At 62.3% G+C, this 23,701-nt stretch carries 14 protein-coding genes; 6 read left to right on the top strand and 8 right to left on the bottom strand.

What is annotated here, in order from left to right; all coding sequences use genetic code 11:
* The first annotated feature begins 262 nt into the window (after window positions 1-262).
* The 5 genes from FKV68_RS03310 (at window position 263) to FKV68_RS03290 (ending at window position 13,314) form a co-directional block, all read left to right on the top strand.
* On the top strand, window positions 263-7,804 hold the full coding sequence (locus FKV68_RS03310) for a type I polyketide synthase (RefSeq protein WP_180940124.1): 7,542 nt from the start codon (window positions 263-265) through the stop codon (window positions 7,802-7,804).
* Entirely contained in the window at window positions 7,801-9,216 is a 1,416-nt protein-coding gene (locus FKV68_RS03305; protein ID WP_180940123.1) for an aminotransferase class I/II-fold pyridoxal phosphate-dependent enzyme, read from the top strand. Before FKV68_RS03310 ends, FKV68_RS03305 begins: the two co-directional genes overlap by 4 nt.
* A 154-nt stretch (window positions 9,217-9,370) precedes the next feature.
* A complete protein-coding gene (locus tag FKV68_RS03300; protein ID WP_180940122.1) occupies window positions 9,371-10,174 on the top strand; it encodes an SDR family oxidoreductase in 804 nt (267 codons plus the stop codon).
* A gap of 215 nt (window positions 10,175-10,389) precedes the next feature.
* Window positions 10,390-11,982, top strand: coding sequence for an LTA synthase family protein (locus tag FKV68_RS03295; RefSeq protein WP_180940121.1), 1,593 nt, complete (start codon window positions 10,390-10,392; stop codon window positions 11,980-11,982).
* A gap of 15 nt (window positions 11,983-11,997) precedes the next feature.
* Window positions 11,998-13,314, top strand: a complete 1,317-nt coding sequence (locus FKV68_RS03290; RefSeq protein ID WP_180940120.1) for a capsule biosynthesis protein — start codon at window positions 11,998-12,000, stop codon at window positions 13,312-13,314.
* A 26-nt stretch (window positions 13,315-13,340) separates the two neighbouring features.
* Here the strand turns inward: FKV68_RS03290 and FKV68_RS03285 are convergent, their stop codons facing one another.
* The 8 genes from FKV68_RS03285 to FKV68_RS03250 form a co-directional block, all read right to left on the bottom strand.
* Window positions 13,341-14,351: a KpsF/GutQ family sugar-phosphate isomerase gene (locus FKV68_RS03285; RefSeq protein ID WP_180940119.1), complete on the bottom strand. Its 1,011-nt coding sequence runs from the start codon at window positions 14,349-14,351 to the stop codon at window positions 13,341-13,343.
* Window positions 14,352-14,497: 146 nt separating this feature from the next.
* On the bottom strand, window positions 14,498-14,953 hold the full coding sequence (locus FKV68_RS03280; protein WP_180940118.1) for an RrF2 family transcriptional regulator: 456 nt from the start codon (window positions 14,951-14,953) through the stop codon (window positions 14,498-14,500).
* Between the two features lie 266 nt (window positions 14,954-15,219).
* Window positions 15,220-15,429 (bottom strand): hypothetical protein, encoded by a 210-nt coding sequence (locus tag FKV68_RS03275; RefSeq protein ID WP_180940117.1) that lies wholly within the window; start codon window positions 15,427-15,429, stop codon window positions 15,220-15,222.
* 499 nt (window positions 15,430-15,928) lie between these two features.
* Window positions 15,929-18,463, bottom strand: a complete 2,535-nt coding sequence (gene secD / locus FKV68_RS03270; protein WP_180940116.1) for a protein translocase subunit SecD — start codon at window positions 18,461-18,463, stop codon at window positions 15,929-15,931.
* Window positions 18,464-18,574: 111 nt separating this feature from the next.
* A complete protein-coding gene (locus FKV68_RS03265; protein ID WP_180940115.1) occupies window positions 18,575-18,985 on the bottom strand; it encodes a hypothetical protein in 411 nt (136 codons plus the stop codon).
* Between the two features lie 169 nt (window positions 18,986-19,154).
* The gene (locus FKV68_RS03260; RefSeq protein ID WP_180940114.1) at window positions 19,155-20,768 is read right to left on the bottom strand and encodes a 5-guanidino-2-oxopentanoate decarboxylase; all 1,614 of its coding nucleotides are present in this window, start codon (window positions 20,766-20,768) and stop codon (window positions 19,155-19,157) included.
* Entirely contained in the window at window positions 20,765-21,955 is a 1,191-nt protein-coding gene (locus tag FKV68_RS03255; RefSeq protein WP_180940113.1) for a pyridoxal phosphate-dependent aminotransferase, read from the bottom strand. Before FKV68_RS03255 ends, FKV68_RS03260 begins: the two co-directional genes overlap by 4 nt.
* Before the next feature lie 77 nt (window positions 21,956-22,032).
* A complete protein-coding gene (locus FKV68_RS03250) occupies window positions 22,033-22,647 on the bottom strand; it encodes a TetR family transcriptional regulator C-terminal domain-containing protein (protein ID WP_180940112.1) in 615 nt (204 codons plus the stop codon).
* A gap of 274 nt (window positions 22,648-22,921) precedes the next feature.
* Here FKV68_RS03250 and FKV68_RS03245 point away from each other — a divergent pair, with 274 nt between their 5' ends.
* Window positions 22,922-23,695, top strand: a complete 774-nt coding sequence (locus tag FKV68_RS03245; RefSeq protein WP_180940111.1) for an ABC transporter ATP-binding protein — start codon at window positions 22,922-22,924, stop codon at window positions 23,693-23,695.
* Window positions 23,696-23,701: the final 6 nt, after the last annotated feature.

Raw genomic sequence — 23,701 nt, 5'->3', positions numbered from 1 at the left:
CGCCTTTCCGGTCATACCCTCTCGACATTGATTACGATCCGTCGCGGTAATTGTCTGGATGGGGCCCTGCGACCTGTGTATCTGAGCCTTTGGGGTTGAAAGCTAGGTACTTTGAGTTAAAAGCTCACTAATACAGCGGGGACGGCTAGACGAAGAAAATCGGGGAAAATAACAAATCGGTAATCTACCCAATTGCAATTTACGTTTGGCACGGCAATTGGCTAGGACAATTTTAACGGCAGTTTAGAGCGTTCGATCATACATGACTGTTGAAATCATAGGGCGTGCATGCCTTGCCCCTGGAGCGAAATCGCCTGAGGCGCTGTTCAAGATTCTTCGTCAAGGCAAATGCACCGTATCCAGTGTTCCTTCGGACCGCTGGGATTTGGCACGCTTTTGGCATCCGGTCATGGGCGTGCAGGGGAAGACCTATTCCTTTGCGGCTGGCGTGCTCGATCAAATCTATGATTTCGATCCGGCCGTCTTTGGCATGTCCCAGCGGGAGGCCATGTACATGGACCCGCAGCAGCGCGTGCTGTTGCAGCTCGCCTGGCGCGCGCTTGAAGACGCCAATATTTCCATCGCATCCCTCCACGGCGAAAATGTCGGCGTCTATGTCGGCGCGTCGAGCCTCGACCACGCCAATCTGACCGTGGAAGATCCGGCCGCCGCCGGTCCCTATTTCATGACCGGCAACACGCTGTCGATCGTCTCAAACCGCATTTCCCACATCTTCGGGTTGAGCGGACCGAGCATGACGGTGGATACCGCCTGTTCCTCGTCGCTGGTGGCGCTCGATCAGGCGATGCGGGCTCTCAACGCCGGCGAGATCGACACTGCGATCGTCGGCGGCGTCAACATTCTTGCCCATCCCCTTCCCTTCGTCGGCTTCGCCCAAGCGCGGATGTTGTCGCCGGAGGGCCTCTGCCGGGCCTATGACAACGATGGCGCCGGCTACGTGCGCGCCGAGGGCGGCGTCGTCTTCATCCTTCGTCGCTCGGACCGGGCGCGCCGCGAACGCGACCGCAGCTACGCCAGGATCGTAGCAACCGGAGTCAACTCCGCCGGCCGGACCAATGGCATTTCGCTTCCTTCGCGTGAGGCGCAGGCCAATCTGCTCAGGGCCATCTATGAAGGCAACGGCATCGACGCCAACCAGGTCGCCTTTGTCGAGGGCCACGGCACCGGAACAAAGGTCGGCGACCCGGCGGAAGTATGGTCCATCGGCACCGTAATTGGCGCGAAACGCAGGGCGCCGGTGCCGATCGGTTCCATCAAGTCCAATATCGGGCACACCGAGCCGGCCTCCGGTCTGTTCGGCATGATGAAAGCCATCCTGGCGCTTGAGCACAACTACCTGCCGGCGTCGCTGCACTTCGACACGCCGAACGAACATATCGATTTCGACGGACTGAACGTTCGCGTCACTGCCAACCCGATCGAACTGCTCAAAGGCAAGCGTGCACGCCTCGCCGGCATCAACTCGTTCGGCTTCGGCGGCGCCAACGCGCACGTGGTCATCAGCGATCCGGAGACGTTACACGAAGAGAAAGCCGCTCTTTCGCCGGCCGGTCACGTGTTCATGGCGAGCGCCCACACGGCGTCGAGCCTCGAGACCCTGTTGAAGGAGTACAAGGCGAGCTTTGCGACTGCCTCAAAGGAAGAGACGCGCGCGATGATCGCCGCCTCCGGCGCCAACCGCACCCATATGCGCCATCGCTTCGCAGCGCGCAGCGATCACCCCGAAGATATCGTGCGCGCGATCGCCAGCCATCTGGAAAAGCCCGGCTCCGACATTGGCGAAGTGGGCGAAGCCCCGGTGAAGGATGCAAAAGTCGCGTTCGTCTTCTCGGGCAACGGCTCTCAATGGGCCGGGATGGGCGTCGAAGCCTTCCGCGAGAACCTGCACTTCCGCCAGTCCTTCACATCCGTCAGCGCGCTCTTCAAGTTCCATTCCGACATCGTCTTGACCGACCTGCTGACGGATCCGGAACTCGACAAGAAGCTCTCGGACACGAAGATCGCGCAGCCGCTGCTTTTCGCCGTGCAGGCTGCTCTCTCAGATTCTCTGGTGGCGATGGGCATCAAACCGACTGCGGTCTTCGGTCACTCGGTCGGCGAGATCGCCGCCGCCTATGCGGCCGGCGCACTGTCGCTCGTTGATGCGGTGTCGATCGTTGCCAAGCGGTCGCTGCATCAGGATCTGCTGGCAGGCCAGGGAACGATGGCGGCCGCGATGCTTGGCGAGGAAGCGGCCCGGGCCTTTGCGCAGGCGCGCGGTCTCAACGAGCTCTGCGTCGCAGCCGTCAATGCGCACAATTCGGTCACGATGTCGGGTCCGGCGCACGAAATCTCCGCTTTCCGCGACGCCGCGCGCAAGGCCAAGATCCCGGTCCAGATCCTCGACATCAACTACCCGTTCCACCATCCGGTCATCGACCAGGCAAAGCAGGCCTTCCTTTCCGACATTCCGGACATTGCCCCGCGGCGGACGGAACTGACCTATCTCTCGACCGTAACCGGCGCGGCACTCGAGGGTACCGAGCTCGATCCGGACTATTGGTGGAAAAACGTCCGCGAACCGGTCCGCTTCCAAGCCGCCGCGGAGGCGGCGCTCGAACTCGGCTGCCGGCTTTTCATCGAAATTTCCCCGCGCCCGATCCTGGCATCCTATGTCAAGGAAACGATCAAGCAGGCGGCCTTCCCGGCGGCGGTCGTGCCGACGTTGCTTCGGGACGTCGGCCAGAGCGGTCACGATCCGATTTCGGCATCGATGGCGCGTGCCGTCGCGCACGGTGCGGCGGTCGACCGCCCCCGCGTCTACGGCAAGCGCAACGCTTTCGTCGAATTGCCGGCGCTGCCCTTCGAGCCGGTCGAATTGCGGCCCGCGGCCACGACCGATTCCACCGACCTCTTCGGCCGTTCCGCCCGGCCTTATCGTCTGACGGGCTGGCGTAGCGATCCGAACAGCGGAAGCTGGAAGAACCACGTCGACGCACATCTCTTCCCGGATCTGGCGGAGCATGTCGTCGACGGCAAAGCTATTTTGCCGGGCAGCGGCTTCATCGAAGTGGCGGTTTCCGCCGCACAGCAGTATTACGGCAGTGACGAGGTGGAGATCACCAACCTGGAGATCGTTCGCCCGCTGGAGCTCAATGACAGCCGCATCATGGAGCTGTCGACCATCCTGTCGCCAGAGACGGGGGACATCGAGATCCGCTCGCGCGAGCGCCTCTCGGAGGACGACTGGGCCGTGCATGCCGTCGCGCGAAGCCGCAAGCCCGTGCCCGGAAAGAACAATGCCTCTCCGTCCTTCGCCAAAATGGCGAAAACGGCGAGCGTCGATCCTTCGAAAGCCTACGATACGGCGAAGCAATTCGGGCTCGACTACGGTCCGAGCTTCCAACTGCTTTCAAAGGCCGTCGCGTACGGCGACCGGATCATCGATGTCGAACTGAAGGCGCCGAATGCGGCGGGACACCCGCTCGTCAGCTACTCTCTTCACCCAATCTCCGTCGATGCCACCTTCCATGGCCTCGTTGCGCTCTTCGATCGCTTTACGGGTGACAAGGGCGGCGCACCCTACATTCCGGTGCGCTTCGGTTCCGTGCACGTCGTCAACGCCGGACGGCCGATCGCTCGCGCCATCATCGAGATCGAGCGCGTCAGTGCCAATTCGATCAAGGCGAGGTTCCAATTCTTCGACAAATCGGGCGAAGCGATTGCACATTTCGACGATTGTCGTTTCCGCCGCACCTATTTGCGCAAGCACAAGACGCTGGATGGGCTTTCCTTCCACTACGAGACCGTGCTCTCCGAGACGACACTGCCCGGCGCCAAGCCGGCCGCACCCATGCCGTCCTTGCTGACGCCGCCCGCCGGTGGCGACGACAGCGTGGACAACGCGACCTTGCTGTTCAACGCTGCGATCTACCGCGCCTGCCAGGAAATCGCGCTGAAACTTGCAAGGGGAGGCGCCACGATCCGCGGCGATGCCCTGCCCGGCGACTTCGCCTTCCAGTGTTTCCTGACAAGCTGCCTCTACGTGTTGGAGGACGCGGGACTGAGCGGACATCAAAATGGTGTCTGGACGGTTGCGCGCGAGTTCAGCCTTCCGGCCGTGGCCGAAATCCTCGGCGAACTCTATGGCGAGCGCCCCGATCGCGCGGTCGAAGCCGTGCTTATCAACAATGCCTACACTGAGGCCTTGAGCCGGCTCGACGCGCTCTTCACTGCGGGGCCGGATGGCGACCACTCTCCGTCCTTCGCGGGCTTCATCAGCGACGCGACGCTCGACCATCAGGCTGTGCATTCCGTTGCGAGCCGGCAGCGCATGGAGCGGGTGCTCGGGGCGGCTGAACGGGCACTGACTGCGCAAAACACCGGCGTCCCCTTGCGCATCGTCGAATTCGGAAGCGTTTCGACGGGCTTTACGCGGCGGCTCGCTGACCTGGCGGCGCGTCATGGCGCGAGCCTGATCGTCGCCGAACCGCGCGAGAACGCGCAGCGCAACCTTGAGATCGCATTCGAGAACGATGCCCATGTGCGCATTCTCAAGAAAGGTGAATTCGCGGCGATCGCGCCCTTCGACCTCGCTGTCAGCGCCTCTGACAGGCTTTACCATCTGATCGAGGATGAGGTCGCGCTGCGCACTGCATTGCGAGCGATGCTGCGTGAAGGCGGCGTCCTTGCTGCAGCTGTCAGTGCTCCCTCGATCTTCGGCGACTTCGCTCTCGGATTGTCCGACGGCTGGTTCGCCCGCAGTCAGACGGCGGAGTTCCCAATCGGCAACCTTGCTGCCGTACCGCATTGGCAGAAATGTCTTTCGGATCTCGGACTGCGCGACATCAACGTCGCGGACCATGAGTGCGCACACGGCAACATCATCCTGCTCGAGGCCCGCGGCACGATTGCGGCGGCAACATCCGGCGAGCCGATGCAGGCGAACGAGGCCGTTGCCGGCCCCTATCTTGTCATCCAGGTGGAAGGTTCCGCCCGCGACACCGCGTCGATGCCTGGCCACGCCGTACCAGTCTCGCTCGTGGGCGACATGGCCGTGGACGTTGCAGCACTGCAGACCGCGCTCGGCATGTTGGGCCAGAACCCTGTTCGCGCGGTACTCGTTTCGCCCGCGACGGGTCATGCGAGCGACACCGATTCCGCCTCGCTGCAGACCTATGTGCTTGCGCTGAGCGCCTTCGCCGAAGCACTGAGGCAGCATCTCGCAGACGCTGACGCGTCAGTCGACGACCGCCCTCGCCTGGTGCTAGTTGTTCCGGGCGGCGCGCCGGTTACTTCGGGCAAAAGTGGCATTTCGATCAGTTCCGGCGTGAATTCCGGCCTTTGGGCGTTCGCTCGCGTTCTTCAGAATGAATACGAATTCCTCGACGTCCATTCGCTCGACCTTGGCGGTCACGAGAAGGCGAGCTTGGATGCTGGCATCAGGTCGGCATTGCCGCTGTTGACCGCATCCGGTTCAAATCGTGAATGGTTGCTGGACCAGGCCACCGGGTTGCTCTCGGAAATCCGCGCCGTTCCCGGCCCCGCCGCCCGAACGGAAGGAAAGACAAGCTCCTTCACGGCGGCGACCATCCGCCAGCGCGTGAGCTCGCAGGTTGCGAGCATCGCCTGGGAGGAAGCTGATGTGCCACGGGCCGGACGGGGCGAGATCGTCGTCGCCGTTGCGGCGACGGGCCTGAACTTCCGCGACGTCATGTGGGCGATGGGCCTTCTTCCCGAGGAAGCGCTCGAAGACGGCTTTGCCGGCGCGACGATCGGCATGGAGCTTTCGGGCCATGTGGTCGCGGTCGGCGAAGGGGTCGACGACCTTGCCGTCGGCGACGCGGTCATGGCGATCGCATCTTCGGCATTCTCGACGCACGCGGTCGTTTCCCGCGCCGGCGTTGCAAAACTGCCGCGAACCATCAGCCCGGTAGCCGCCGCCACTGTGCCGGTCGCTTTCCTCACGGCCTATTACGCGATGATCGAGCTCGGCCGCATCCAGGCCGGAGAGACTATCCTCATCCATGGCGCTGCCGGCGGCGTCGGTCTGGCCGCGCTCCAGGTTGCCAAACTAAAGGGCGCCAAGGTCATAGCGACGGCTGGAACGCGTGAAAAACGACGCTTCTTGACGATGCTCGGTGCCGACCATGTCTTCGATTCGCGCTCCCTCGGCTTCGTCAACGACGTGCGCGCCGCCACCGGCGGAGAGGGCGTCGACCTCGTGCTCAACTCGCTGTTCGCCGAGGCGATGGAACAAAGCCTCGCGCTCGTGAAGCCTTTCGGCCGGTTCCTGGAACTCGGCAAGCGCGACTATTACGCGGACAGCAAGATCGGATTGCGGCCGTTCCGACGCAATGTCAGCTATTTCGGCATCGATGCGGACCAGCTTCTGGTCAATGCGCCTGCGCTCACCAAACGAATCTTCATGGAAATCGGGGCGCTTTTCGAAGAAGGGAAGCTTACGCCGCTGCCCTACCGCGCCTTCGATTTCGACGAAATCGGCAACGCTTTCCGCCTGATGCAGAATGCCGGGCACATCGGCAAGATCGTGGTCCTGCCGCCGGTCGCCGGCACGCACGAGATCGCCGCGAAGCCGCATAGGGGCGTCAAAGTGGATCCGAACGGCGTTCATCTCGTCGTCGGCGGCATCGGCGGTTTCGGTCTCGCAGCCGCCAACTGGCTGGTCGAGAAAGGTGCACGCAGGATCGCACTGTGCTCGCGCCGCGGTCAGGCGGACGCCGGGACGAGCGCGATGCTCGCGCGCTGGCAGAAGACGGGCGTGTCTGCCTCACTCCATGCCTGCGATATCACCGACGCTGCCGCGGTCGATGGACTTCTTGCGACGCTTCGTGCCGAGGCGCCGCTGCGTTCCGTCGTTCATGCGGCGATGGTGCTGGACGACGCCCTGATCAGCAATCTCAGCCGCGAGCGTAACCGACCGGTGATCGACACGAAGGCCAAGGGTGCTGCGATCCTCGACCGGCTGACGCGCGACGACCAACTCGACAACTTTATCCTGTTCTCCTCGGCAACGACTCTGGTCGGCAACCCCGGACAGGCCAACTACGTCGCAGCCAACGGCTATCTCGAAGGCCTTGCCCGCGCCCGCCGCGCGGGGGGCTTCGCGGGTCTCGCGGTCGGCTTCGGCGCGATCGCCGACGCCGGTTATCTTGCGCAGAACACCGACGTGAACGAGCTTCTGGCCAAGCGCATCGGCAAGATCACCTTGAGGGCTCAGGTGGCGCTCGACATGGTCGAAAGCCACATCGCCTCGGATCCCGGCACCGTCGATGCGGCGGTCGTGATGATTTCGGAGATCGACTGGACGGCGGCACGCAACCTGCCGGTCGCCCGGAACGCGCTCTTCGAGGTGATTCTGCGCAGCGCGGATCAGCATTCTTCCGGTGCCGAGGGAACAAAGATGGACCTCGTCGCGATGATCGAGGGGAAATCGTCGCAGGAAGCCGAAGACATCCTGTTCGACCTGGTGGCAGGCGAAATCGCCGCAATCCTTCGCGTGTCGAAAGATACGGTGACCCGTGGCAAGATCCTGAAGGAAATCGGCCTGGATAGCCTGATGGCGGTGGAACTCGGCATGAGCTTCCAGCAAAACACCGGCTTCGACATGCCGTTGAGCGGCGTCGCCGACAATACGACGGTGGGCGATGTTGCGCGCAAACTCTATGAGAAAGTAAGCAAGCGGGACCAGGGCGACGATGGCGAGGCGGCCGATGACCGGCTTGTGAGCGAACTTGCACAGCGCCACGCCGGGGCGGACAGGGAAAAAGCACTGAGCCAATGAGCAACGACGGAAACGGCCAGACCTTCTCCAAGATGAACAGCAGCCTCAAGGAGAACCTTCTGGACAGGATGAGGAACACGCACCAATCGTCCGAGCGCAACCGGATGGCGCGCTCGGAACGGGAGTTGCCGGCACCTCCCCGTCGGCGCCAGTCGCGTTTCGAGGACCTTCCTGAATATAAGCAGGTGCTCACGCAAAAATTCGCGAGCGAGCAGTTGGGTATCGCCAATCCCTTCTATCGGGCACACCAGACGGCAGCCGGTGCGACGACCGTGATCGACGGTCGCACGATGATCAATTTCGCCTCCTACGATTACCTTGGGCTGAACCGCCACGCCCACGTGCTCGACAGAGCGCGCGACACGATCGGGAACTTCGGGATTTCCGCCTCCGCGAGCAGGCTTGTGGCCGGGGAGCGACCGGTGCATGTCGAGCTCGAGGAGAAAATTGCGCGCTTCTACGGCGTCGACGCGGCAGTCTGTTTCGTCAGCGGCTATCTCACCAATGTTGCCGCCATCAGCTGCCTGATGGGCCCCAAGGATCTCGTTATCCATGACGAGTTCATCCACAACAGCGCACTTGCCGGTATCAAGCTTTCCGGCGCCACGCGCCGTCTCTTCAAGCACAACGACGCGACCGATCTCGAGCATGTGCTGCGCACCGTTTCCGGCGAATACCGTCACATCATGGTCATCGTCGAAGGCATCTATTCGATGGACGGCGATGTCGCAAACCTTCCCGCGCTGTTGAAGCTCAAGGCCGAATATGGCTTCTGGCTGATGGTCGACGAGGCCCATTCTCTCGGTGTTCTCGGGCGGCAGGGCAAGGGTCTGGCCGAACACTTCGGCGTCGATCCCCACGAGATCGACATTTGGATGGGAACGCTGTCGAAAACGACGTCGAGCTGCGGCGGCTATATTGCCGGCAGCGAAGCGTTGGCGGCGGTGCTCAAGGCATCGGCCGGTGGCTTCGTCTACAGCGTCGGCCTGGCACCGGTGCTTGGCGCATCGGCGGTCGCCAGCCTCGATATCCTTGAACGCGAACCGGAACGCACCGCGGCACTCAGGCGCAACGGCGGCCTGTTCCTCAAGCTTGCCAAGGAAGCCGGCCTCGATACCGGCTTGAGCGGCGGCTTTTCGGTTGTTCCGGTCATCGTCGGCGATTCGCTCCGCGCGGTACAGCTTTCCAACGATCTGCTCGCGGCCGGAGTCAATGTTCTGCCGATCATCCATCCGGCCGTACCGGAAGGGTTGGCGCGGCTGCGCTTCTTCATCACCAGCGATCACACCGAGGACCAGATCCGCCGTACCGTCGCGCTCACCGCGGAACGCCTCAAGGATCTGACTGAACGGAATTTCGGCCTTGGCGGTGTCGATATCGAACAGATGTTGAAGGCGCTTTCGGCGCGGTAGGATCATTCCTTACGCAAACCTCTGCTCCTACAGCGCCGTGCGTCCTTCAGGACGCACAAAGGACGCTGTAACTCTTTGAACCTACGCATCGTGCTTTCCGAAAATCGATGCCGATTTTTGGGCCGATGCGCCAAGCCGCAGGCGGAACCTCAGCATGACCCATGTGATCATCACCGGTGGCTCCAGCGGCATAGGCCTGGCACTTGCATCCATCTACGCGGGCCGCGGCGCGCGGCTCTCGCTCATCGCGCGTTCAGGCGACCTTCTGGAACAGGCCAGGCAGAAGCTCCTGGCGGAGCACGGTGCAAAGGCCGGAGATGTCCAGGTGGAGGCAGCCGACGTTGCCCGGGAGGAAGAAATCGAAACGGCCATTCGACGCTGCATCGAAACCTTCGGCCCGTGCGACATTCTCGTGACCTCGGCCGGCATCGTCGAACCGGCGCCTTTCGAGGAACAGCAAAGCGCAGCCTTCCGCCGGCAGATGGAAACGAACTTTTCGGGCACCGTGCACGCGGTACGCTCCGTCTATGCGGACATGAAGCGACGGCATGGAGGCAAGATCATGATGATCTCGTCGGGCGCCGGCCTCATCGGCATCTATGGCTATTCCGCCTATTGCGCGTCGAAATTCGCGCTTCACGGCTTTGCCCAGGCGCTGCGCAGCGAGGCGCGAAGACACGATGTGCAGATATCGGTGAGCTTCCCGCCGGATACGGAAACCCCGCAGTTCGAGCGCGAACTCTCCTTGCGCCCGCGCGAGGCGAACGCTGTGATGGGAACTGTCCGGCCATGGCCGGCGGATGCCGTCGCTCAAAGAATCGCCAAAGGCATCGACAGGGGACGTTTCGAGGTTTACTTCGGCACCACCCTGTTCCTGCTCGGCCGCTTCGGACCAGCGGTCAGACCGCTCCTCGACTGGTGGTTCGACCGGGCGATCGCACGCGGCAGTGGACGGTGATAGCCGATATCCCTAGCCGCGCTTGTGCGGATCGGAGATAGGATTTAAGTGTCAGACGATTGCCGTGCTGCCTGCTGCATGATTCCATAAATCGGAATCGATTTATGGGGAAAATCATCGGCACTTTAAAGCGCTGCAGCGACCTTAGCGCGTCCGATTAGACGCGCGGCGCTGTAGGGGGACGCGGCGCGACCGAATGGCCTGAAGGTAACCGTTTGCCGCAGCTTTCCTTTCATCTCCATGATTATCCGGCGGCGCTGACCCTCTTTTGCTATCTGCTGTCCTGCGCCGTGATTTTCTTCACGGATCGCTTTGCCCTGCCGGCGCGTGAGCGCAGGAGGAACAGGCCCCCCTACGGGCGCAATCAGGACAGAATCGACATCCTCGCGCGCCTGCCGGTCATAGCGCTCGTCTTTGCTGGTTTTTTCGCGATTTCCTGGCGCCCGCTCTATGCCGCTGCCGGAGTCATGAGCTTCTTCATCATCTTCACCGGCATATCGCGCGCGAAGTTCAAGTTCATCCGCGAGCCGCTGGTTTTCTCGGACATCGCGCTCGTCGCGGATGTCTTCAAATACAAGACGATCTTCTACGCGACTTCGCTGAATATCCTGTTCTGGATCGTCGCTTGCCTTTACGTGTTCGGCGTCTCCGCCCTCTACATGTATTTCGAGCCAAGCATCTTGCCCGCGCAAGCCAAGTTGTTCTGGATTCTGCTGATGATCTTCGCCGCCAGCGCGCCTTGGGGCCTTTTGTTCTACGGGCCGGTGAACCGGCCGACAGCGGCGCTTGTGCAAAAACTCGTAAGGGCCGTTAACGTCAAGATGAATACGGTGCGCTTCGGGACGTTTGCCTCCGTCGTCTTCCATTTCATTATTTGGCTGGGCGTGAAACGCGAAAAAATCGTCGCCGAGCTTTCTGAACGGCTTCGCGCCGTCGTGCTGGATCTGATCGGACACGAGGAAGCCCCGCTGATCGTTGTCTGGCAATCGGAATCCTTCATCGACATGCGCCACTTCGGCGTCGACACGATCAAGCTGCCGACGATCGACCGGCTGCGCAAGCAGGCGATACAATGGGGCCGCCTCGGCAATGTGTTCGAGGGCGGCTATACCTTGCGCACCGAGTTCGCCGTGCTGAGCGGACTGTTGCCGGACGACCTCCATGTCGATGCGAGTTATCCCTATCTGCGCGCCGCGCATTATGCCGACGTCGTTTGGCCGGGGAAATTGAAGCGGGCCGGCTGGCATACACACTTCATCCACCCCTACGACCGCACCTTCTTCCTCCGGCACAAGGCGATGCCGCAGCTTGGCTTCGAGAAGCTCACCATGTTGGACGCGTTCGACCACAAACCCGAGCGCGACGGGCTCTATGTCTCCGACGCGACGCTGACAGAACGAGTGATCGCCGAAGTCGAGAAGCTGCCGGAAGACGAAAGCGGCTTTTTCTTCGTCGCGTCCATGGCCAATCACGGCCCGTGGGAGCCTGGCCGAGTGGGCACGCTGGCGAATCCGGTCGATATCTATATGGCAATCCTGCAGCAGTCGGATGCCGCCCTCAAGCAGTTGGTCAACCGTCTCAACAAGCTCGAGCGTCCCGTCTGGCTCGTCTTTTACGGCGACCATGCGCCTCTCTTGAAATCCTTCGCGGACCCGTTCCCGGATCCCCGCACGGACTATTTCATCGTGCCGCTGGCAAAGGCCCGCCCGGCCCAATCCAGTGCGAAAGCGCCCCAGGACGAGGACCCGTGGAACCTGATACGGTCGCTGCTCAGACATGCGAACCTGCAAAAGGATGCGCTGCAATAGCGGCGGCGACTGGCAATGACAGCGGACACGACGATCAATCGCTCGACACTACGGACATTCCTGTTTCTGCAGGGCCCCTCGTCGCCGATCTTTGCCAAGATTGCCAGCCGGCTCGAGGCATTGGGCCACACGTGTCTGCGCATCAATCTCAACGTCGGCGACCAGATTTTCTGGCGACGCCGCGGGGCCTTCAACTATCGCGGCTCCATGTCGGCTTGGCCGACCTATGTTGAAGCCTTTATCCGTCGCCACGCCGTCAGCGACCTCGTGCTGCTTGGCGAAGAGCGCCCCTACCATCAGGCCGCGATCGCCGCTGCCCGCCAGGAAGGCGTGGCTGTCTTCATCGTGGAGATGGGATATCTGCGCCCCGACTGGCTGACGCTGGAACGTGGCGGCATGTCGTCCAACTCGCATTTTCCATCCGAACCGGACCAAATCCTGCGCGCTGCAGCCGGCCTGCCGGAACCGGACTGGCGGCGGCGTTACGAGCAATCCTTCTTCACCGAAGCAGCCTGCGATCTGCTCTACAATCTTCCGAACGTCTTCCTTTGGTTTCTTTTTCCGGGCTATCGCCGACACGGGATCTTTCATCCCCTCGCGGAATATGCGGGGTGGCTGTTGCGCCTCAGCACGCAGGGGCGGGAACAACGTGCAGCCGATGCCCTCATCCGCTCGCTAGCCGCGGAGGGCCGCGATTATTTCGTCTATCCGCTGCAGTTGGAGACCGACTATCAACTGCGTGCGCACTCGCCGTTCAACAGTCAGAAGGAAGCGATCCGCGCGATCCTTGCTTCCTTCGCGCGCCACGCACCCGCGGGCAGCAAACTGGCGATCAAGACCCATCCCCTCGACAACGGCCTCATCCGCTGGCGCAAGATCGTTGCCGAAGAGGCAGGCAAAACCGGAATCGGAGACCGCATCGTCTATCTTGACGGCGGTAATCTGGACGCTTTGGTGCTCGGGAGCGCGGGCGTCGTTACCGTCAACTCGACCGCCGGCCTGCATGCGTTGAAACAGGGCAAACCCGTGAAAGTCCTCGGCAGTGCCCTTTTCGACATTGCGGGGCTTACCGATCAGCAGCCGCTCGACACGTTCTGGCGAGCGCCGCAGGCGCCTGATCCAGACTTGAGCGCGGCCTTGTTCAGATTGATGGCCGCGGCCATCCAGGTCCGTGGCAACCTCTATTCAAGCGCAGGCACGAGTGCCGGCGCAAACGCGATCGCGGAGCGTCTGCATCAGGGCGTCGTCAACGAGCCCGGGGCTTTCGTAGACCCTCCGCCCCGGCGAAAGCCGGAAAAGAGCGCTCCCTTTGCGGCACTTGGCGGCCGCTGACGTCATCGTCCGCCGTCGCGGGGCGGTCACGCGACGCCGGCGCGCAGAAGATCGTGGATATGCAGGATGCCGGCCGGGAGTCCGGCGTCGTCGACCAGGAAAAGCACGGTCACCTTGTGCTCCTGCATGAACTCCATGGCGGCGCTGGCAAGCACGTCGCCTTTGATGACCCTCGGATTGCGCGACATCACGTCCTCGACCGGCTGAAGCAGCAGATCGCCCGCCATGTGACGGCGCAGGTCGCCGTCGGTAATCACGCCGATCAGCGCGCCGCCTTCGTCGACGATGCCGACTACGCCAAATCCCTTCGACGACATCTCGATGACCGCTTCGCTCATCGGACGACCGACCGGCAGCAGCGGCACCTGTTCCGCCACATGCGCGAGTTCATGCACGAGGCGCAGCTGCGCGCCGAGCTTGCCACCGGGATGGAATGTCTTGAAATCTTCAGCCGAGAAACCGCGACGCTCCAGGAGCGCGATTGCCAAGGCATCTCCGACCGCAAGCTGCAGCATCGCCGAGGTCGTGGGAGCAAGCCCGTGCGGGCAGGCTTCCGGCACCTTCGGCAGCACCAGGGCAACATCGGAGTTGCGCGCAAGGATGCTGTCGCGATTGGCGCAGATCGAGACAACCGGTACCTTGAAGCGCTTGGCGTAGGTGAGCATGTTGCCAAGCTCGGCCGTCTCTCCCGACCAGGAAAGCAGGATCAGGACATCCTGCGACGTGACCATGCCGAGATCGCCATGGCTCGCCTCGGTCGGATGGACGAAATAGGCGGACGTGCCGGTGGACGCCATGGTCGCAGCGATCTTGCGGCCGATATGCCCGCTCTTGCCGACGCCTGACACGACGACCCGGCCCTCGCTGTCGCCGATCAATTCGATCGCATCGACAAGGCTGCGCGCAAAGACTTCATCCGTCGTCAGGTGATCGGCGAGAGCCTTGATCCCGTTGGTTGCGGTCGTCAGCGTCCTGCCGATCGAATCCAGCATGGCGGAACGGGATTGCCCATCCGCTTTCACTTGTCTCAAGCCCATCGTTGACCCTAGTTTCCGCGACGAAATTGTCCGAACGCCCGCCGTTTCAGCGGCAGCCGCAGCATATAGGAGGCTGATAAGCGCTTTTTCTTGGCAAACCAAGTCTATTTGCGCCTGTTTGCACTGAAACCGGCCGTTCCTGACCGTCAGCCCGCACGTTTTTCTTCGATAACCTCGTGCGGCAGATCGCCATCACCCGCAAATTCCGCAAGCGTCATCGAGTCGAGAATGGAGGCCATCGCGTCACGGACCGTCGTCATCGATATCCGCACACGACAGGTCTCGGGATCGCTGCAGTCTTCGCAGACCTCATAGGCCGTGCGGCTGGCGCAGCGGATCGGTGCGAGGGGACCGTCAAGCGTGCGTATGACGTGGCCGATACGAATCTCCGACGCCGGCCGAGAAAGCGAATAGCCGCCGCCTGGCCCCTTCTTGGAACGCAGCATGCCGGCATTGCGCAATTCGAGCAGAATCGTGTCGAGGAATTTTTTCGGAATGTTGTTGCGCTGGGCAATTTCATTGATGAAGGCAGTCTCGCCCGGTTCGAGGCGCGCCAGATCGACGAGGGCCTTGAGCCCGTATTTTCCCTTCTTCGTCAGCATTCCCAGAAATTCCCCTCCCGGTCCCAAGACCCGGGATCGTTGGCAACGACACAATCCTGTCTTCGCATAGCACAAGAAACGCGTCGCCAATACACAATTTTGGTCGACAATTCGGGAGGATGAACCTCAAATTTGATGGGTTTATTGCCGCATGGCGGCGGACGCTACAGCGCCATGCGTCTTATCGGACGCGCAAAAGACGCTGTAGCACTTGCATTGCTTGCATGCCTTCATATCGGCTACGATTTAAGGAAACATGCAGGAGATCACGCCGCCGCAATGCCAACCTGATGGTTTCGGGCGCCTTGGCCGGCGAGCAGGCGGCGGATCGCCGCGCGCGCTTCATCGGCAGAGCGGAAACGTTGAGCGTCCAGGTCCCAGACGTAGTACTTCACGGCCAAGAACTTCAACCGGTCCTCGTCGGGGACAACAACGCCGACGGCTTCACCGCCATATTCGATAACTTGCTTGCTCATGTAACGCTCCTCCACGCCCCGCGGCGCGGATCATTCGATTCTCGGCAAAAGATGAAATTCGGGAAGTTCGGACGGTCACATTCGGCGAAGTGCGCGAAGGTGACGTTTCACTGTTGCACGACAATAGGAACGCGAGCCGCAGAAAGCGGCGGTCGAGACGATTCCGGACATGTCACTCTCCTTTGGCTGGGCCCGGCGCATCGCGCCGCGGCGGTTCATGAACAATGTGAGGCGGACTCCTCCGCATCACGCTTCGCAAACTAGAATAATCTACCAAATTAGTCAATTCCGAAAACAAAGAGGAGAAAAATAATTCTCTGCTCTCCCGTTTTTGACCGTCATGGCAACAATTCTATTTTTGTGGTCCCCGCTGAGGACTCGAACGCTATCTAGGTAGCGACGAATCAATCTGCAAGGGACGACGTATAAAGACAGCACTTTCAGACGAAAAAGGGGCAGCCGACGGCCGCCCCTTCCTGTTTTGTCATTTGTGATCGGATCACGCCGCTGGCGTTCCCGGCTGCTGCGCCGTGGTGCGACTCGCCTCGCGATCCTTCCACCACCGGCTCAGGAACAGGAGGATCGGACCACCGATATAGATCGATGAGGTCGTGGCGACGATGACGCCGAAGATCATCGGCCAGGCGAAGCTGCGCACCGTTTCGCCGCCCCAGATCGCCATCGGCACAAGGGAAAGGGCCGTCGCCATGGAGGTGAAGATGCATCGCGCAATCACCTGGTTGATGCTCATGTCGATGAGATCCGAGAAGGGCATCGACTTGTACTTGCGCAGGTTTTCACGCATGCGGTCGTACACGACCACCTTGTCGTTCACCGAATAGCCGATCATCGTCAGCAGTGCGGCGATTGCCGTCAGGTTGAAGTCCACGCCGGTAAGCGCGAAGAAGCCCACCGTCTTGGTGATGTCGAGCAAGAGCACCGCGATCGCGCCGACGGCGAAGTGCCATTCGAAGCGGAACCAGATGTAGAGCAGGATCGCCACCATAGCGAGACCGACGGCGAGGAAGCCGGAGCGCTGCAGCTCGCCGCTGACCGTCGGACCGACGACCTCGGTCCGCTCCAGGGTCGCCCCCGGGACGGCGGTCGTCACCGCATCCTTGACGCGGTTCAGCGCCGCGGTCTGCTCCTGCTCGCCGCCCGGCTGGCGCTGGACGCGGATCAGCACCGACTGACCGTTGCCGAAGTCCTGCAGCGCCACCTCGCCGAGATTGAGCGCCTCGAGCCCGTGACGCAGCGTCGCCAGATCGATCTTGTCCTTCGATACCGCCTCGACCTGGATACCGCCGACGAAATCAATGCCGTAGTTGAGGCCCGGTGTGAAGAACAGCACCACCGAGCTGATCGACAGGAAGGCAGAGAAGCCGATTGCCTGGAAGCGGCGCTTCATGAAGGAGATGGTCGGCAGATGCGGCACGCCGCCGAAGAGCGACGGGATCTCCAGCTTCTTCATCTTGCGGCGGACGACGACCTCGCGCATCAGCAGACGCACGACCGTGATGGACGTGAACATCGAGATGACGATGCCGAGCATCATGGTGACGGCAAAGCCGCGAACCGGGCCGCTGCCGAGCCAGAACAGGAGGATTGTGCCGGAGAGCGTCGTGACGTTGGAGTCGAGGATCGTCGCGTAAGCCTTGTTGAAGCCGACATCTAGCGCCTTCATCGCGCCGGCGCCCCCTTCCGTCTCTTCGCGGATACGTGCGTTGATGAGGATGTTGGCGTCGACGGCCATGCCGATGCCGAGAATGATGCCGGCAATGCCGGGCAGGGTGAGCGTCGAGCCGATCATGCCGAGAACACCGATCGTCAAGGCCGTGTGCAGCACCAGGCCGACATTGGCGATCATGCCCCAGGCGCCATAGAGGACGACCATGAGGACGACGACGAGGGCGAAGCCGGCAAGACCGGTGTAGAGGCCCATGCGGATCGAGTCGCTGCCGAGGTTCGGGCCGACCGAACGCTCTTCGATGATCGTGAGCGGCGCCGGCAGGGCGCCCGAGCGGAGGAGCGCGGAGAGAACCGTTGCCTCCTGAGCGGTGAAATGACCGCTGATTTGGCCACGGCCGCCGAGGATCGGCTCGTTGATTACCGGTGCGGTCAGCACCTTGCCGTCGAGGACGATTGCGAACGGGCGGCCGACATTTTCACGCGTGATTTCGGCGAACTGGCGGGCGCCAAGCGAATCGAAGGTGAAGTCCACGACCGGCTGGTTCGTGCGCTGGTCGAAGCCGACCTTGGCGTCATCGAGCCGCTCGCCGGAAATGGCAACGCGGCTTTCGACCGGGTATTTGTTGCCGTCATTGGCGCCGGGAAGGATGTCGACGCCGCGTGGCGGCGGCTGTGTGACGTCCGCGGTCTGATCGAGCATGTGGAAGCTCATCTGCGCCGTGGAGCCCAGGAGTTCGCGAAGACGGGTCGGATCCTGCAGGCCGGGGAGCTGTACGAGGATGCGGTTCGAGCCGATACGCTGGATCAGCGGCTCGGCGACGCCGACCTGGTCGACGCGGTTGCGGATAATCTCCAGGCTCTGCTCGACCGCCTTGGTCATGCGGTCGGCAAGTCCTGCCTCGGTGATCGCGAGTGTCACCACGTCGGCGTTCGTCGTTACCTCGACCTCAGGCGCCGCGCCGCCGAAGCCGATCGTGCTGACGGGGGTTGCGAGTTCCTGCAGCTTCGGCAACACCTTTTCGCGATCGGCCGCATCCGCGATGCTGACCGTTACGGCGTTACCGCTGATGCGCGCCGACGAGGCGGAAACGCGCTCGCCGCGGAGAACCCGGCGGGTATCATCAAGAAGCGTATTGAGCCGCGCCTTCTGCAGGCCGGCGCCGTCGACCTCGAGAACGAGGTGCGAGCCGCCCCTCAAATCGAGGCCGAGAGTGACCGGCTTGAAGGGCAGGATCGACGTGAATTGCTCTCTCATGCCTTGCGGCAGAACGCTCGGCACCGCCGCGAGGCATCCGAAAATAATGATCGCGACATAGGCGAGGACCGCCCATCTGGATGTATGCATGTGGAAATTCCATGAATGCCTGAACGCGCTCAACCAGCGGCGTCCGGGCCAGGTTTTCATCAAAACTCAGGCGGACCGGAGATCGCCGGCCCACCAACACTGAACGATGCTTTATGCCTCAGGTGGAGCGCGAATGCGTTCGCTAAAGAGCTGCGCTCCTGCCACGATGTCCGCTCGCGGAAACAACGGCGGCCGAGCGTTTTCAAGGGCAGGCAAGTTGACGAAATCGAAGGGAAGAACCGGTGGGAGATCGCCTCCGGTCGTCGATTTTCCATCCGCTCGCTCGCCGACGAAACGGAGATCGGGCAAGGTAACTGCCCTCGAACCCTGCCGTACCGCCGGACGATCGGAGGAGCCGGTGTCCGGCACAGCGACATTGCCGGCAGGCGCGCCAGAGGTGCGGCTCGAAACACTCTGCCCAACGGCAATGACCTGCATGGCAAAGGAGGCACAGAACAGCCACAGCACGGCAAGGAGCCGGCTGGCCTGCATGCTCTTGCTGCCACCACCCAAGAGGTCCATCGAGGACACTATCCCTTTTTCTCGACGGGCCCTTGACCGGGACACCGGCGAGACGAAATTCAACCCGACTGCTGCAGCCTATCGAAAGAACATGGCCGGATTCGAGCGTGCGGCCTCTTAACACCATTCCGGGGCAGAAAAGTCAAATCCGGCTCAGTTCATTGCTCGGTCAGGCGGTAACACCGACGGTCTTTGCCTCATGGATTTCGATCAGCGAAGGTCCGGGTCGCGCAGCGGCCACAGTGAGCGCGCGCGGCAGATCGCGGACATCGGCCAGCCGTTCCGCCGGAACGCCATATGCCCTGGCAGTCATCAGAAAGTCTGGAGCGGAGGGCTTCACACCTTCCGGGGTGATACCGGAATCGACCATGTAGGACTCGATTTCCTGGTACCCGTCATTGTTCCAGACGAGGAAGATCACCCTCGCCGCGGCGTCGACGGCCGAGCCGATCTCGGCCAGCGAGAATTGAAAGCCGCCGTCGCCGACGAGACAGACGACAGGCTTGCCGCGATCCGCCACGGCCGCGCCGACTGCCGCCGGCGGCGCATAACCGAGCGCCCCGTAACCGGTCGCGGAATTGAACCAGCTCCGTTGTCGGGGCGCATCGCAATAGAGGTTGCCGGCGTAGACGGCTTGCGTGGAGTCCCCGACGATCACGCAATCGGGAAGCGCCCCGTAGATCATGTCGATGACGGCGACTTCCGCGCGCATCTTGGCGGACAATTCCTTGAGCGCCGCCTTGCGAGCAAATTCCGCACGCTCTGCGCCGTCTTTTGCAGCCATATGGCCGGGCAGAAAGCCCAGGATGCCGGCCGTCGCCATCTTCGCGCCCGACAGGATCGAAAGTGCTGCCTGCGGCCCGCGGGCGAGCTGCGCGGCATCGATGTCGGTGCGGATGAGATTGCGCAGCTCCGGAAAGCCGCCATCGGCATAAAGATCGTAGTCCGTTTGGCCCATCTCCGTGCCGAGCGCCAAGACAAGATCCGCGGCCCGCAGCAGGGCGCGCACCGCCTTCAAGCTCGGGCTCGCCGGCACCCTCAGGGGGTGGCCGGCAAGCATGCCGCGCGCGTTGACGGTCGTCACCACCGGCGCGCCGATCAGTTCCGCAAGCTGCCGCACTTCCGCTTCCGCCGTCAGCGCGCCGCCGCCGCATATGATCACCGGCTGGGCGGCCTCGGCGCACAGGATCGCCGCCTTCTGCAAGGTTTCGCCGTCGGACCGCGGCCGGGTTGCGGCGGCGGGTCTCGCCGCCTTGCTCTCGATCGGCAGAGCCATCACGTCGGTCGGAATCTCGATGTGCACTGGCCCGGGCCGCCCGGAAAGCAGGACCGCAAAGGCCCGGTCCACCACAAGCGGCAAATCGGTGGGGTTGAGCAGCGTGTGGGAATAAAGCGCCAGCGTCTTCATCATCCCGTGCTGGTCGGGCAATTCGTGCAGCAGGCCGCGGCCATGGCCGAGCGAATCGCGACGGTTGACGCCGGAAATGACAAGCATCGGGATCGAATCCTGGCGAGCCTGCGCCATCGCCGTGATGGTGTTGGTGAGGCCGGGGCCGGTGATGACGAGCGCAACACCTGGTTTGCCGCTGACGCGCGCATATCCATCGGCCATGAAGCCCGCGCCCTGCTCGTGCCTCGGCGTGACATGGCGGATCTTCGATGAGGCAAGACCGCGATAGAGTTCGACCGTGTGCACGCCGGGTATACCGAACACAACTTCGACACCGTTTGCCTCGAGGAGATCGACGAGGACCTCGCCTACGGTTTTCATTCCGGCAGTCATGCGCGGCGCTCCCTGCGGGCGGTCAGGCGCTCCGCCAGGGAGCCGATACGCCGGCATGCTTCATCGATATCGCAATCGGGAACGGTGAGGCTCACGCGCAGGAAATTCTGCGCTTCCTCGCCGAAGGAGGAACCCGGCATCACCGCCACGCCTTCCTCTTCGAGAAGCGCCCATGCGAAGGCCTCGCCGGAAAGACCGGTACCGGCGACGTCGATCAGCGTGAACATGCCCGCTTCCGGCGGCAGGACAAAGACACCCGGCGCATCGGCAAGGCCATCAACGATGCGCCCGGCGCGCCGCTTGTAGGCCGCGCGCATTTTTTTCGCCGTGTCGATCTCGTGGGTCAGCGCGTAAGCCGTCATGTCGGCGATGAACGGCTGCACGCCGAAAAACATGGTTTCGGAGATCGGCAGGAGGCGGTTTGTGAATTCGGCAGGGCCGATCGCCCAGCCACTGCGGAAGCCGGGTGCAGCGTGCGACTTGGAGATCGACGAGACGACGACAGTGCGCTCGGCCAGATCGGGGTTGTCGAAGGGCGACGCGAACGCGGCATCGAAGACCAGTTCCTCATAGACTTCGTCGCAGACGATCCAGAGGTCGTGGCGGCGTGCGACTTCGCCGATGGCGGCAATCTCGGCGGCAGTCAGCACCGCACCGGTCGGATTGTGCGGTGTGTTGAGAAGCAGCACACGGCATTCCGGCGTGATCGCCTTTTCCAAGTCCTCCGCCCGCATATGGAAACCGAATTCGGGTTTCAGTGGGACGAGCACATGGTGGGCGCCAGTCGAACAGATGACGCCTTCGTAGGTCGCATAGAGCGGATCGCCGACGAGCACGGCGTCGCCAGCCTCGACGAGGCCCAGCATGACGGCGAAGAGCGCCGTCTGCGTGCCTGGAAAACACAGGACGTTTTCGGCAGTCGCATCGGCGCGGCGCCGCCGGTATTTTTCCGCAAGAGCAGCGACCACGGCCGGTTCGCCGCGCCCGTTCGAGTAGCGGTACCGCCCGGCGTTCATGGCACGCTGGCATTCGTCAAGCAGGGAGCGGTCCGGCGGCAGATCCGGCTCACCGATCGTCAGCTCGATGATATCGGCCCCTTCTGCCTTCAGTTGGCGCGCGCGGATGTGCAACGTCCATTTACCGGAACCGAGATCAGCAAGACGTGAGGTGATCGACGCGTAGCGCAAATGTTTGCTCCCTTTTTGGTTCTTTGTTTTAAGCACGTCGCTATCCCAAAACCGCTGCACGTTTTGGGCGACACGCATCAGTTTTTGATTGGTAGGCCGAGCACGGCCTCGACCGAGGCCATGGCAATGCTGACCAGTTCGCCGTCGCGAAAGAGGTCGCCGGCAAGGCAGCCTTCGACCCAGAGCCCGTCCACCAGGCCGTTGATCGCAATCGCATGGCGGCGGCACTCTTCCTCGCTCGCGGGCCGGCCCTTGGCGGCAAGGAATTCGCTCAGCAGTTCCTGCAGCGTGTTGCGGAAGGCGAGATAGCCTTCGCGGTGGATCTCGGCGAGAACCGGATCGACCCGCACCTGGCTGATGAAGGCCGCCCAAAGCGAGACGCTGCGGCTGTCGGCAACCGGTTCGGTGAAGTTGACCGCAATGAATTCCCTGAGCCGCGTCGCAGGATCGCCTTCGACGTTCTGCGCCTTCTCGGTGAGAGAAGCGATGACGGCGCGGTAGGCCTCCGCGACCATCTGGTCCTTGGAGTCGAAATAATGGCGGACCAGCCCTGCGGTCACGCCGGCGCGGATCGCGATCTGACGGACGGTCGCGCCTTTCAAGCCGAATTCCGCGATGCAATCAAGCGTCGCCTCGATCAGCTCCTGACGCCGCTCGCCTTCGGGAGCGCGGTGAAATGTGCGGCGATTCACTGCAATCTCCAGCGCGCAGGACGTCGCAACCAGATCGTCAGGGTTAGCGAACCGGATGGGCTCATGCATCGCTCCTGCGGTGATACTCGTTCAGACGGCGCGGCCAAAAAAACCGCGATGAAATTATTATACGCTTGAATAATATCGGCACAAGTGCAACATTCCCCCCAATGAAACAGCGTGACAAGCCGAAGATGCTGCACGAGAGAACGACCAGGGGAACTGTTTTCATGCTTTCAACGAAAGCTCTGCGAGCCACGGGAGTGGCGCGTCGATGACGGGTACGGCCCAGGCAATCGCGGTCACTGACCTGCACAAGCGTTTCGGGCCATTGGAAGTGCTGAAAGGTGTGTCGCTCACAGCCCGACAGGGCGACGTGATCGCGATCATCGGCGGCAGCGGCTCGGGCAAATCCACTTTTCTTCGCTGTATCAACATGCTGGAACTGCCGTCGGCCGGACGCGTCAGCGTTCACGGCGAGGAAATCCGCATGAAGCCCGACGGCCATGGCGGGCTAGTGCCCGCCGATCGCAAGCAAGTGCAGCGAATTCGCACTCAACTCGGCATGGTCTTCCAGAGCTTCAATCTCTGGCAGCACATGACCATTCTTCAAAACGTGATCGAGGTGCCGGTGCATGTGCTCGGCAAATCCAAGGCCGAGGCGATCGAGACGGCCGAGACACTGCTACGCCGGGTCGGCCTTTACGAGAAACGCGACGCCTATCCGGCCTTCCTTTCCGGCGGCCAGCAGCAACGCGCGGCGATCGCCCGGGCGCTGGCGATCCAGCCGCTGGTGATGCTCTTTGACGAACCGACCTCGGCTCTCGATCCGGAGCTTGTCGGCGAGGTGCTCTCCGTCATCGGCGATCTTGCGCGTGAGAAGCGCACGATGATCCTCGTCACCCACGAGATGAAGTTTGCCCGCGACGTCGCCAATCACATCGTCTTCCTGCACAACGGCGTCATCGAAGAGCAGGGGTCACCCGAGGCGATCTTCGGTGCGCCGAGATCTGAGAGGCTCAAGAAGTTCATCAGCTCCATTCACTGAATTCCG

This window comes from Sinorhizobium mexicanum, assembly GCF_013488225.1.
Taxonomy (GTDB): Bacteria; Pseudomonadota; Alphaproteobacteria; order Rhizobiales; family Rhizobiaceae; genus Sinorhizobium; species Sinorhizobium mexicanum.
This window is presented reverse-complemented; position numbering and strand designations above follow the sequence as displayed.